Source organism: Streptomyces sp. NPDC047081 (genome assembly GCF_040643775.1).
GTDB lineage: Bacteria > Actinomycetota > Actinomycetes > Streptomycetales > Streptomycetaceae > Streptomyces.
On the sequence record NZ_JBEYUY010000001.1, the window covers coordinates 131,519 to 143,907 of the forward strand.

The 12,389-nt window shown below is 72.7% G+C and carries 8 protein-coding genes; 1 reads left to right on the forward strand and 7 read right to left on the reverse strand.

Translation table 11 applies throughout. The features are described 5' to 3' along the window. Positions 1-49 precede the first annotated feature (49 nt). The 3 genes from ABZ848_RS00630 to ABZ848_RS00640 form a co-directional block, all read right to left on the reverse strand. Positions 50-757 carry an AAC(3) family N-acetyltransferase gene (locus tag ABZ848_RS00630; RefSeq protein WP_360824287.1) on the reverse strand — a complete coding sequence of 236 codons (708 nt, stop codon included), beginning with the start codon at positions 755-757 and terminating at the stop codon, positions 50-52. 55 nt (positions 758-812) lie between these two features. Next, the gene (gene fxsB, locus ABZ848_RS00635; RefSeq protein ID WP_360822966.1) at positions 813-2,948 is read right to left on the reverse strand and encodes a radical SAM/SPASM protein FxsB, inactivated metallohydrolase extension form; all 2,136 of its coding nucleotides are present in this window, start codon (positions 2,946-2,948) and stop codon (positions 813-815) included. Between the two features lie 97 nt (positions 2,949-3,045). Next, the gene (locus tag ABZ848_RS00640) at positions 3,046-3,207 is read right to left on the reverse strand and encodes a hypothetical protein (protein ID WP_360822969.1); all 162 of its coding nucleotides are present in this window, start codon (positions 3,205-3,207) and stop codon (positions 3,046-3,048) included. 171 nt (positions 3,208-3,378) lie between these two features. Between ABZ848_RS00640 and ABZ848_RS00645 the strand changes: the two genes are divergently transcribed. Further along, positions 3,379-4,287 carry a DUF4231 domain-containing protein gene (locus tag ABZ848_RS00645; protein ID WP_360822972.1) on the forward strand — a complete coding sequence of 303 codons (909 nt, stop codon included), beginning with the start codon at positions 3,379-3,381 and terminating at the stop codon, positions 4,285-4,287. Between the two features lie 45 nt (positions 4,288-4,332). Here the strand turns inward: ABZ848_RS00645 and ABZ848_RS00650 are convergent, their stop codons facing one another. The 4 genes from ABZ848_RS00650 to ABZ848_RS00665 all read right to left on the reverse strand — a co-directional run bounded on the left by ABZ848_RS00650 (position 4,333) and on the right by ABZ848_RS00665 (position 12,308). Next, on the reverse strand, positions 4,333-4,839 hold the full coding sequence (locus ABZ848_RS00650) for a hypothetical protein (RefSeq protein ID WP_360822975.1): 507 nt from the start codon (positions 4,837-4,839) through the stop codon (positions 4,333-4,335). 60 nt (positions 4,840-4,899) lie between these two features. Beyond that, positions 4,900-6,303 carry a GAF domain-containing protein gene (locus ABZ848_RS00655; RefSeq protein ID WP_360822978.1) on the reverse strand — a complete coding sequence of 468 codons (1,404 nt, stop codon included), beginning with the start codon at positions 6,301-6,303 and terminating at the stop codon, positions 4,900-4,902. Positions 6,304-6,322: 19 nt separating this feature from the next. Further along, the gene (locus tag ABZ848_RS00660; RefSeq protein ID WP_360822981.1) at positions 6,323-7,360 is read right to left on the reverse strand and encodes a rod shape-determining protein; all 1,038 of its coding nucleotides are present in this window, start codon (positions 7,358-7,360) and stop codon (positions 6,323-6,325) included. 199 nt (positions 7,361-7,559) lie between these two features. Then, a complete protein-coding gene (locus tag ABZ848_RS00665) occupies positions 7,560-12,308 on the reverse strand; it encodes an SAV_2336 N-terminal domain-related protein (protein WP_360822984.1) in 4,749 nt (1,582 codons plus the stop codon). Between the last annotated feature and the right edge of the window lie 81 nt (positions 12,309-12,389).

The following is a 12,389-nucleotide window of genomic DNA, read 5'->3' on the forward strand; positions in this document are numbered from 1 at the left end:
ACCGGAACCAACAATGTGCCCGATCTCCACCCCGTCCCGTTCGTTTGTTTCACGCCATTCCAAGGCGATATCGGGCCATCTGGCCCACCGCGTCATCGACAGCGGCCCGCATGCCGAACAGAACGGCCGCCCGGCCTCCCCACTCCCGCTCCACCAGCAACCCGCGCGGCAGCCGCCCCCCGATGTCCGCGAAGTCGCCGTCGTCCAGGGCCAGATCCTCGTACGACACCCAGCCGCCCGGCTCGTCGACCACGCACCGGTAGGTACGCCGGGGCAGCGGCGGCGGCAGCCGGTACTCGGCGAGATGGAAGGCACTGCACACCTCGAACCCGACCCGCAGCAACAGGACTTGGGCGTCCTCCGCGTACAGCCGCGCGAGCGGCGAGAGCTCGCCCAGGTGGCAGTGCGGGTGGTGATCCGCCGTCAACTCCTTTGCCAGTGGCCCAAGTCCGGCGAAAGAGGTCTGCGGATGGGCGCTGCGCACGGCGCCGGGCGCGGTCCGTACGGCCTCGGCGAGCGCCCCCATCGTCGGGCAGGGCGTGTACTCCGGTTCGAAGGCCGGCATCGCGGCCCGGAAGGCACGTAAGTCCTGCTCGCCCAGGCCCGCGACAAGGGCCTTGTGCGCCCGTGAGGTGTCGGAGTTCTCCGGGGTGAACGCGGGCACCACCAGCGTGCCCTCGGGTCCGAGCACATCCAGCAGGACGTCGAGAACACGCTGCGGATGCGCGCCGCTGCCGCCGAGGGAGGCGTGCACCATGAGGACACCGCCGGGGCGGACGCCCATCTCCGGCAGCAGCTGGCCGAGCTCGTCCTCAACCACGGGCCTGCGCCCACTCGTTCCACATCTGCGCCACCAACACCGCGCCGGTCGCGGTGAGTTCGTGCTCGGGGCGCAGGGTGAGGGAGGTGAGGGCGCGGGCGGCGGCCTCGCACTCCCCGGTGCCGAGGAGTTCGCCGACGCGGTCCAGGAACAGCCCGGCCGCGCTGCCCGGCGCGTTCAGGTCGGCGGTCTGCCGCAGCGCCGTGAGCCGGGCGCGGCGCACGAGCCCCGGCAGCGCGAGCACCAGCTCCTCGGGCTCCACGTCGACGCCCACGCCGAGCGCGCCCAGACCGTGGTCGGCACCCGGCCGCACCCCCGCGCCCGCCACCAGCGGGGTGATCGTGGTGACCGTGCCCGCGTACGGCCCGTCGCGCCAGGCGGGAAAGCGTTCCTCCAGCAGTTCGGCGGTGCGCAGCAGACGCTTGCGGAACAGGGCGAGGTCGACGGGCTCCAGCGGCGGGGTGACCTCCGCGGGGAAGCACTCCCGGTACGGGTCCGCGTCGTCGACGAGCAGCTCGGGCCCGCCCTCCACGGCCACGGTCGCCAGCGGTCGCCACTCGGCGGGCCGGGCCGCCGGCACCGACACCCGCCCGGTGCCGTCCCACACCCGGAAGCCGTCGGCCCCGACCTCGACCTCGACGCGCCCCGGCTTCGACAGCGACAGTGTCCCCAGCGTCGGCAGGTACAGCCGCCGCCCCGGCTGTTCCCACGCCAGGTTCACCTCCGCTCCGGCGCGGATCGCCGCGGCCGCGGCCACCGAGAGGAACCGCGGGGTGTCGACGGGGCCGCGCAACGAACTCAGCAGCGAGGTCCGCAGATACGGATGGGTGAGCAGCGCGTTCAGCCGGCTCTGCGCGGCCGGTTCGGCGTCCAGCCGCCCAAGCAGCCGCCACGCCGGGTCCACGGCGGGATCCCCGGCCAGCTCCGCGCGCACCCGGGCGAGCAGCAGCCGGTCCAGCTCCACCTGGGCGAACCGCAACTGGGCGGGACCGCACACCGAGGCCGACAGCGAGTGGTCGGTGACCCGGTCGGCGATCCCGTCGACCAGCGCACGCAGATCCCGGCAGAACACCGACGGGTTGTCGAAGCCCCGCTCGGGGCTGTACCGGTGCGCGTACAGACCACCGCCGCAGGACTCCAGCACCGGACAGCTCCGGCAGGTCTCGCTCACCCCCAGCACACCCGACTGCCGGGCGCGTACGCCCGGATGGTCGGCGAACTCCTCGAAACCGTGCTCGCGTACGTGGTAACCGGTGGCCGGCGCCCCGGGAAAGGCCGTCTTGAGCGAGTCCGCCTGCTCGAAACTGCCGTCGGTCTCGACGACGGCCAGATCGCTCGGCGCCAGCCCCATCGCCTCGGTCAGGCTGGGACCGCCACGGAGTGTGCTGAGCACCGAGTCGAAGGTCCGCACCGGGATCCGCCGCCCCTGCTGCTCCCAGCGGTCGAAGATCGCCAGCAGCCAGTCCGCGTACGGTGTGGGCGAGGGGGAGGGCCCGGACGGCGGCGGATGTTCCCAGGTGGAGTGCGGCAGCAGATAGTCGATCCGGGGCGGATCGAGGGCGGTGAGGGCGTCGTGCACCGCGACCGGATCACTGGCCACGTCCACGGTGCACAGCAGGCCGCTGAACAGATGACGGTTCTCGGGTCTGCGCAGCAGCCCGATCGCCCGCAGCACCCGCTCGTGACTGCTGCGGCCCCGGCGGTCGAGGCGATGCCGGTCGTTGGCGGCCCGGTCGCCGTCCAGGGAGACGCTCACCTTGACGCCGAATTCCCTGAAGACCTCCAGATGAGCCGCGTTCAGCGTCACGCCGTTGGTGTGAATGCGCAGGTCAAGGGTGGTGACCGGGGAGAGCGTCCGGGTCAGCTCGGCGCAGATGCGGCGCAGGTGCGCGGGCCCCACGAGAAGCGGTTCTCCGCCGTGCAGAATCACGGAAACGGAATCCAGGCCTCTGCTGTGCGCATAGTCGCCGAGGCGCCGGGCGACCAGTTCGACGGTTTCCTCCGAAATGCGCACGGGGCGCGCACGCCAGCTCTGGTCCGCGTGCTCGTACACATAGCAGTGGTCACAGGCGAGGTCGCATCTGCTGTGAATTTTGAGGACCACTTGCTGGATGGAGGAATCCGTCACTTACCACACTCTAGGGCCTCCGAACAGCCCGATGGGCCGTCAACTCCCTTCTCGATCAAGGAGTTGACGGCCCATCAGGGTGATGTGCGTGGATTTGTCAGATGGCCGAGTCGAAGGTGATCGGCCGGGTGGGGCGCTTTCCGGGAATGTCGGTCACACGTGCGGTCGAACGCGCGGCGGCGATTCCGGACGGGTCGATGGCCCAGAGGGGCACATGCTGCCCGTGTGCCGACTTGGGGGTGACGCTACGACGATTCATCGGCGTCACGGAGAGTTTCACGGTCAGCTGCCCCACTTCTCGTTCGGACTTCGCCTGCGCGCGGAGCGTAACGCACTTCAGGCTTTCCTGTCGCATGTCGAGACGTCACTATCGTTTCTCGAACTATTGAATCCTTTTCGAATATCGTCTGCTACCTGGGTGAGGTGCGCAATGCGGGGGACCCCCGGGCCCAGTACGACCCTCGGCGAGGCCGATCTGCCGCCGCTGTACCGGACGAGCGACCGACGTGCCATGGCAAGCCAGACGGAGTCATTCCGTGTTGTGCGTACGCAGCTCACGGTGCTGCTCACCGCCACCGGCGCCGCCACACTCGCCGAGCGCCTGCACAGCCGCGTGGCCTCCGCCGTCGCCGCCGCGCTGTACGGCCTGGCCGTCGCCCTCGGCCTGTACACCGCCCGCCGCCGCGCCCGCGCCCACTGGCAGGCCCACCGTGCGGCCGCCGAGCTGCTCAAGTCGCTGGCCTGGCAGTACATGGTCCACGGCGGCCCGTTCCGCACCGGCGTGACCGACCCGGACGCACTGTTCGCGGAGCGCCTGGAGGAGCGGCTGCGGGAATTGCGGAAAGTCGGCTGGGAGGACTCCCGCAACGGCTCCGCCACCCGTGGCGCCGGCCAGATAACCCCCGCCATGCGGCGCGTCCGCGCCAAGCCCTTCGAGGCCCGGCGCGACATCTATCTGCGCGACCGGGTCCTGGAGCAGTTCATCTGGTACCGCAACAGAGCCGCCCAGGCGCACCGCGCGTCGGCGAACTGGTCGAGGGTCACCGCCGCCCTCACGCTCTTCGCCCTCGTCGCCGCCGTGTTACGCGCGGCCGGTGTGATCGGCTGGGATCTCACCGGCCTGCTCAGCGCGGCCGCGGCGGCCGGTGTGGCGTGGCAGGAGGTACGCCGGCACCGGCCGCTGACGTATGCGCACTCCCTCGTGGAACAGGACCTGGACACCCTGCGGATCGCCATGAGCACGACGGTCACGGAGGAGGGCTGGGCCGACGCGGTGGCGGAGGCGGAGCGGCTGGTGTCGCCGCAGCACACGGACTGGCTTGCCCGGTTCGGAAGTTGACGGACCGTCATGCGCCAGTTCGGCAGTTGACGGCCCGTCAGGCACTCACGCGCGCCGCACCCCCGGCTGCCACAGCACCGTGACCGGCACCCCCGTACGCCGGGCGTACGCCACCACGTCACCCGTGCCTCCGAGCCCCCGCGCCGGCCGCCCGTCCCACACGGCCACCAGCCGGTCGGCGTGATCGACGATCCACTGCCCCGCCGCGTAGTACGCCTCCTCGTGCGTCGGCGCGGCGGGCAGGTCGACGCGCCGACGGCACGCGCCCAGGAGTCTGCGGTACGACGCCCGGTCCGTCTCGTCGCCCAGATGGGCCTCGTAGTCCATGCCGGGGATCACCGCAGTGACCGGCACCCCCTCGTCCAGCGCGATGTCCGCGAACAGCTGGTCGGCCCCGGCGGCGAGGCTCGTCAGCGCCTCCACGCCGGCGCCGCTCAACAGCTTGCGCATGCCCTCGCGTACGGGCGGGAGCACGGCGGCGGGCAGCACGCGGTGGCCGGTGACGCCGATCCGGGCGGGTTCGGCCGGGCGGGGCACGTCCGTACGCGGCACGGGTACGTCCCTTCGTCGTCGGTCCCACTCAACCTAGCCGGTGCCGGGGCCCGGCGCGGATCACAGCGGCGCCTGCCAGGTCACGGTGGTGCCCGCGCCGCCGTCCTCGCGCGCTCCGTCGTCGTACACGGTCAGCCGTACGCCCTCCCGCCCGTCCGGCAGGCTCACCGTCGAGTCGACCGTGACCTCGACGCGGGAGACGCCCGGGCGGCGGCAGGTGGTGGTGAGGGCGCGGCGCAGCGCGGTGAGGAGCTGGGCGGCCGTCCGGTCCGGGACGCGGCTGTCGACGGCGCCGGTGAAGCGGGTGGACGGTTTGGATCCGAGCAGGGCGGCAGCGCCCGCCGTCTCCCGAAGTACCTTGCCACGAAAGGTGGTTGGGGCCTCCGCCGGTGGCTGTTGCAGGGCGAAGATGGTCGTACGCACTTCCTGGATGGTCGACTGGAGCTCGTCGACCGCCTTGCCGAGGGTGTCGTGGACGCCGGTCTCGGCACTCCGGCGCTGCGTGGACTCCAGCATCATCCCGGTGGCGAACAGCCGTTGGACGACGAGGTCGTGCAGGTCGCGGGCGATGCGGTCGCGGTCCTCGAAGACGGCGAGGCGCTCACGGCTGCGCCGGGCGTCGGCGAGGACCAGCGCGAGCGCGGCCTGCGAGGCGAACTGGGTGGCCAGCAGCCGTTCGACCGGGGTGTACGGGCGGTCACCGCGCCGGCGGGGCAGGGCGAGCGTGCCGATGAGCCGCCCCTCGGCCTGCAGCGGCAGCATCATGCTGGGCCCGAACCGGTGCCGTACATGAGTCGTCATGCGAGGGTCGGTCGCCGAGTCGTCGATGAACACGGGCTCACCGCCCAGCAGTTGAACCAGCACCGGACTGCCGGGCTGGATGGTGGTCCCCACGATGTCGCCCGGATCCTCGTACGTCGAGGCCGTCACGATCTCCATGCCGCCCTCGTCGGTGCGCTGGAGGATGACGCCCGCGGCGGCGTCGGCGAGGGCGCGGGCGCGTTCGGCGACCGTCATCAGCGCGTCGGCAGCCCGCTCGCCGGTGAGCAGCGCGGTGGTGACGGCCGCGGCCCCCTCGATCCAGCGCTCGCGTTGCCGGGCCGCCTCGTACAGCCGGGCGTTGCCGATCGCGATGCCGGCCTGCACGGCGAGGACGTGCAGCAGCGGTTCGTCCTCGGCGGTGAAGGGGGAGCCGTCGTCCTTGCCCGCGAGATACAGGTCGCCGAACTCCTCGTCGTGCACCCGGATCGGCACCGAGAGGACGTCCGGAGTCCGCGGCGCGGCCGAGGCGGTACGGATCTCCAGAAGCCCGTCCTGCCCCGGGTCCCGGGTGCCGAGGGCGGCGTACCGGGCACCGGTGAGCTCGGCGGCGCTGTCCACGATGTGCTGGAGGGTGGTGCGCAGTTCGAGATCGGTGCCGACGGCGAGGACGGCTTCGAGGAGGGGCGGGAGAGGGTCGGACATACCGCGGCCCTACGAGGTTTCAGGTGGCCAGCGGATCGAGCACCAGGGGCTCGATCTTGCCCTCCAGCATGTAACCGAGGCCCTGTACGGCGCACACGTCCGGCCGCTCGGCGATGTGGACGGGCATGCCGGTGGCCGCGCGCAGCATCTGGTCGAGGCCCGGAAGCAGGGCCGAGCCGCCGACCATCATGATGCCGCGGTCGGCGAGGTCGGCGACCAGGTCGGGCGGGCAGTTGCGCAGGACGCGCCCGATCCCGTCGAGCACGGCGGTCAGCGGGGTCTCGATGGCGTCCCGTACGGCGGCGGTGTCGACCTGTACGGAACGGGCGAGGCCGGTGGCGACGTCCCGTCCGTGGATCTCGGTCGAGGCGGGCCCCTGGGGGGTGAGTCCGTTGCCGGAGAGGGCGAGCTGCAGGGGTCGTACGGACTGACTCGGCAGCATCAACTCGTGCTCGTGACGCAGGTGTTGGACGATCGCGTGGTCCACGGCCTCGCCGCCGACGGGGATCCGCTCGGCAGTGACGATGGAGCCGAGCGAGAGCACGGCGACCTGGGTGGCGGCGGCCCCGCACACCATGATCATGGTGGCCTCGGGCCGCTCGACGGGCAGCCCGCACCCCACGGCGGCGGCGATGAGCGTGTCGACGAGCTCCACACGCCGGGCCCCGAGCCCGACGAGGGTCTCGATGGCGGCGCGCTGGGCGAGCGGGTCGGCGTCGTGCGGCGTGCAGGCGGCGGCACGCAGCCGCGGCTTCCGCCGCAGTGTCCGCCGGATCTTGTCCCCGAGCAGATGCCGGAGCATCCGCTGGGCCATCTCGATGTCCACGACGGTGCCGCCGGAGACGGGCCGCATGACCCGGATGTAGTCGGGAGTGCGTCCCGTCATCTTCTCCGCGAACTCGCCGACGGCGATCAGAGCGCCGGTACGGGTGTTCACGGCGGCGACGGAGGGCTGGTCGACGACGAGTCCGGCGCCCTTCACATAGACGCGGGTCCGGGCCGCCCCCAGGTCGACGGCGAAATGGCAGCGGCGCAACTGCTCCAGACTGGCGGTCATGGCAGGGTCCTCCCGAGAGCGCAGACCGTGGGGGCCGCCGGGGCGGCCGGCCTCGATTCCGTGGGGCCCACGGGTGGCGGGCCTTACTGGAATCGTGCGGGGGTGGGGGTGGGGGCGCCGCTTGTAGGGGGCCGGGTGGGGTGCCGCTGAATGGGCGGTTTTGTCAGATATGTCTGATGTAAAGGTAGTTTAAAGAGTGTCAGAGGGATCGGGTGGCGTCGAGGAGGGCTTCGAGCGAAGAGACCGTCAGATCGGCGGCGGTCGTGCGTAGATCGGCGTCCTTGGTGTAGCCGATACGGCGCAGCCCGAGACCTTCGGCGGCCTGGAGCTCCGCGTTCGACGAGCTGATGAGGAGCCCCACGCGTGACGGTGTGCCAGGGGAACGCAACGCGCGCAGCAGCGGGTCCGGATCCGGCATCAGCAGATCCAGCCGCTCCTTGCGGCCGTGCACGCTGTCCACCGGCATCTTCCGCCTGTCCAGGAAGCGGTGTACGGCCTCCGGGGAGCAGTCAGTGACCACGACCACCCGCCGACCGGACTCGCGCAGGGCGTACAGAAGGGCTGTGGCGTGCTCGGTGGGGGCGGCCCGGGCGGCGGCCTGCAGCTCGAGTTCGTCGAGTCGCGCGCGCAGCCGCGGGGCGACGGGGTGGCGGGCGAAGGCGCGCAGCACGTCGAGTGGGTGCACGAGCCCTTCCCGGAGGGGGAGCGGCCCGTCCTGTCCTGTTCCGGTGAGGGAGCGGCCGGCCAGGGCGTCCGAGGGATCGCGGTCCTCGACGACGAGAGAGAGGAGGTCGAGGGCGGCGGTGCGGGCGGTGGCCTTGGGGAAGAGGCGGGTGAGGGGGCCGTCGAAGCCGATCAGGACGGTCTCGGCGCCGCGCAGGAGGAGGGTGAGGGGGGAGACGGAGAAGGCCGACTGCTGAGGGGTGGGCGCGGGGCCGCCGCCCTGCGGAACCAGCAGGACCGAGTACGACACGCTCAGCCCCGCCACTGGCCAGCGCCGTAGCCCCTCGTGCAGGGCCTGCTGGGCGGAGCCTGCGCGACGGAGGGGGTGGCGGCGGGTGATGCGGGCGCCTTCCTTGAGGAAGTGGTCGAGGAAGCGTGAGGGGATGTCGGGGGGTGCGTCCCGTACGTAGGCGACAGGGTCGTCGGCGTGCCAGGACAGCTCCAGAAAGGCGGTGAACGCGCCGCCGCCCGAACTCGGGAGCGCAACCTCGTAGTTGGCGTGGTGGGTGGTCAGGTCCACCTCGTAGTACGTCGTGAGCCGCGGTGGGCGTCTGCCCCACGGGTGGGCCGGGTTGAGGAGGGTGAGGGGGCCGTCGGGCTGGGTGTGCACGATGGCGGTGGTGGCGGGGTCGGGGGTCTCGAGGCGGGCGAGGTCGGGGGTGGTGTACGGGCCGCGGATCAGGTCGCCGGGGTCGGGGTCCAGGTACTCCGGTTCGGTCGGCGGGAGGTGGAGGGGGCAGTACCAGGCGACGGGGGGTGTGGTGGCGGCGCCGAGGCGGAGGGGCTGGAAGGCGGTGGCGTCGAAGAGGGAGCCGTGGTCGCCGAACTCCTCGTACAACGCCGGGGACACGACGACCAGGACGTCCGCGTCGGCGCCCTCCAGGATGAGCTGCACGTCGGGGGAGAGGGCGGGTTGATCCGGGTTCGCGAACCAGGGCGCATGCCAGAAGGTGACCCGGAACGGTGGAGGCTCCGTCAAGTCGGCCAGTGCGTCCGGGAGTTCGTGCAGTACGGCACTCAGCACGGGGAGTACGTCGGCCTCGGGTTCGGTGAGGACGACATAGCCGTCCGTGCGGGCGAGGACCTCGTACTGGTGCGGGGCGAGATCTCCCCCGGAGAGCAGCCCGGTGACCGCCCGGCCGAGGGTGTGCCGGGCCTGGTCGTGCTCGTTGAGGCCGGGGGCCTCGAAGACGATGGTGGGGCGGGGGCGGTCCGGCTCCTCTGGGTGGGACTCGGGCGACTCGGCGGTGATCTGGGTCATGCCCTGGAGCGCCAGTGTGTGGAGTCGGTGGAAGTCCTCGCGGTCGGGGTGTTCCTGGAGGAGGACGGTGAGGTCGGCGACGGCGCGCTCGAAGTCGCCCAGTTCCAGATCGAGTTCGGCGACGTTGGTGCGAAGGGTGAGGTGGAGGGCGCGGAGTCGGGCCCGGGTGGCCTCGGCGGCCGGGCCGGGGACACCGTCGAGAGGGTCGCCGTGCCAGAGCGACAGGGCTGTATAGGTCCGGGCGCGTCGGGTGCCGGGGTTCGGGGTGCGGACAGGGTGGGCCCGGGAGGAGAGCAGCTCCTCGCAACGGAACACATCGACGAAGGCGCCCGGGATGTGCAGGGCGTACCCGTCGGTGACCGCGGCGAGCGTGCCCGGGCCCAAGCGGCGCAGTACCTCCGTGCAGAGGAGGTCGATTCGGCGAACGGCCTCGGCGTCGGTGGGAGGGTCGTCCCACATGCCCTGGGCCAGCTCCGAGTACGTCACCCGGCACCCCTGCTTGAGGACCAGCATGCACAGCAGCGCCTGCGCTTCGGAGACGGGCACGAGGACGGGCTCGTCCCCGAGGGCGATCTCCAGCGGCCCGAGCATCGTGAAACGCAGGGACGGCACCCCGCCGCTCTCCAGTACGGCCCCCACCTCGCGCGGAATCCGATCCAGCGCCGTCCGGCGCACGGACTCCACCTCCGCCCCCAGGTCGACCGCGACCCGCCGGAACAACGTCCGATGCTCGTCCGGGATCTCCGTGTGCGAGGTCAAGTACCGCAACAGCGTGCTCAGTTCGCGGAAGTCGGCCGCCGCGTCCCAGTCGCCCGACTCCTCCCCCAGCGCAAAGCGGTCGATCACGGCCGTGCCGTCCGGCTTCAACAGCAGCCCGTTCGAACCCCGTTGGCCGCGCACCAGCCCCCACCGATGCAGGACGTCCAGCCCCTTCGTCACATGGAGCACGAGCCGGGCCAGCACACCGCAGGAAACCCCGGGACCGCTGCCCTGCTCCAGCTCCGCCAGGGTCACCCCGTCCACGAACTCCGCGACCAGGTACGGCGTTTCGCCCTCGACCCCCCAGTCCAGCACCGGGATCACGTTCGGGTGCCGCAGCCCCGCCAGCGTCTCCGCCTCCCCCAGGAAACGCGCCCCCGCGTCCGCCTGCTCCCGGTAGAGGTGCACCACCACGGGCCGGTCGCTTCGCACATCCACGGCCTGCCACACCCGTCGGCCCCGCCCCCGCGGCCTGACCAGCCGGTACCGCTCCCCGAGCAGCTCCGACGGGGTATTGGAGCCGGCCTCGCGAGACCGCCGCTCGCTCGGCGCCGAGGAGGCATCCGGACCGATCGGGCGCGGCTGCCCCGCCGCCGGCGACGCGGATCCGCCTCCCACCCGGCCACCCAGCCGCCGCACCGTCTCCTCCCGCACCGTCGCGATGGCCCCCTCCTCGCCCCCACGGACCTCCGTCGGGATCTCCCCCGCCCCGATCCCCGCCCGCTCGTCGATCAACCCGCCCACCCGCGCCAGGAATTCACGCGTCCGACCCCGAGCCGTACGCGGCAGCGACCGCAGCAGCAGGTCCCGTACGCCGGGCCGGAAGTCGTACGACCCCGGGGGCCCCGGGACCGCCGTCAGCATGCCGCTGAGGATGATCTCGGCGAGGTGCTGGGGGCGGGGGCTGGGTTCGAGGGCCCGTTGGACCAGGCGCATCACCGGGAGGGACGGGTCGGCGAGGGCGAGGTGGCCGGCCAGGCGGAAGGCCTCCGGGGAGGCGGTGGAGCGGAAGTGGATGACCAGGTCGTGGGGTGGGAGGGAGGCGATGTCCGGGGCGGAGGGTTCGGGCGGTGGGGTGGGGACGGTGGGGAGTGGGGCCGCCGCGCCGGGCGTGTGGGCGCCGCCGGGGGAGGCGATCAGGGTGGCCCAGTTCGCCAGCCAGGACGGGCCCGGCTCCAGAACTTGCAGCACAGTGTGCGCTGTTGGGGCGTCCGGGTCGTACGGCGTGAAGGTCAGCCGGGTGGCCGGGGCCGCCGCCGAGGGAGCGGCCAGCAGGCCCGGCTCGGCCGGCAGGGCCGTGGTGGACCACAGGTGTTCGGGCAGCGGTTGGAGCACGGCGACCGGCATACGGCTCGCCCAGTGATGCAGCGTCCGGTACCAGCGGGTGCCCGCCGGCCCCGGGCGCCACTGCGGGCCCATGCAGTCGCTGACGATCAGCGTGACCGTGCGGCCGTCGGAGGGGTCGGGGACTTGCCGGGCGCGGCCGTCGGGGCCGGCCGGGTGCGGGGTGATCGCGCGGAAGATGCCCGACTGGGCGAGCGTGGTGTGCAGTTCGCGCACCAACGGGCGCCAGACCGGCATCGTCGGACCGGTGTCGTACACGAGATTGAGGCGCAGCCAGCGGTCGGGGGCCGGGCGCAGCACGGGCAGCCAGGCGTCGGGGCGCGCGCCGAGCCGGGCGATGCGGTCGGCGGTGGCGTGCTCGTCGAGGACACGGGCGCGCGGGGAGGGGACCTTGCGTTTGAGGGGGCGCAGGGCGCGTTGCAGGGCGAGGGGGTGGTGGAGCATCGGGGGCGCGGGGGCGAGGAGGGGGGTGCCGGGCGGGTCGTCGTGCGGGGCGCGGGGCGGTGTCGCGGCGAGGTGGAGAGGGACGCGGCCGTCGGGGGTGGGTGGCGGTGACGGGCGCGGAGATCGGGGAGGCGTGGGGTTCGGGGCTACGGCGGTGGGGGCGGGGGCGGGGGCGGGGGTGGGTGTGCGGGCGCCCGGGCGTGGCCGACCGGCCCCCGTCCCGCTCTGGCGTTCCTCACCAGGCGACGCCAACTTCCGGGCCAGCCACAGCAGTTCGGCGAGCTCGCGAGTCGTCGGCCCGGCCTCACCGACCGCATCCACCCCCGCAGCCGCACCGAGAATCTCGGCAAGCCGCCCGATGCCGCCGACGGCGGCCGACGACACCCTCGCCGTCTCGCCGAAGGGAGGAGAGGTCACGCCCGCCGTTCCGTCGCCGGCAGGGGATGCTGCCTCCGCCCTCCGGTCGGCCGCAGAAGATCCTGCCCTCACCGACCCGTC

Bases quoted from the DNA above. Each gene is read 5' to 3' on its own strand.
- ABZ848_RS00630 (WP_360824287.1), bottom strand. From the start codon at position 757: ATGGTGCACGCCTCCCTCGGCGGCAGCGGCGCGCATCCGCAGCGTGTT.
- ABZ848_RS00640 (WP_360822969.1), bottom strand. From the start codon at position 3,207: ATGAATCGTCGTAGCGTCACCCCCAAGTCGGCACACGGGCAGCATGTG.
- ABZ848_RS00645 (WP_360822972.1), top strand. From the start codon at position 3,379: ATGCGGGGGACCCCCGGGCCCAGTACGACCCTCGGCGAGGCCGATCTG.
- ABZ848_RS00655 (WP_360822978.1), bottom strand. From the start codon at position 6,303: ATGTCCGACCCTCTCCCGCCCCTCCTCGAAGCCGTCCTCGCCGTCGGC.
- ABZ848_RS00660 (WP_360822981.1), bottom strand. From the start codon at position 7,360: ATGACCGCCAGTCTGGAGCAGTTGCGCCGCTGCCATTTCGCCGTCGAC.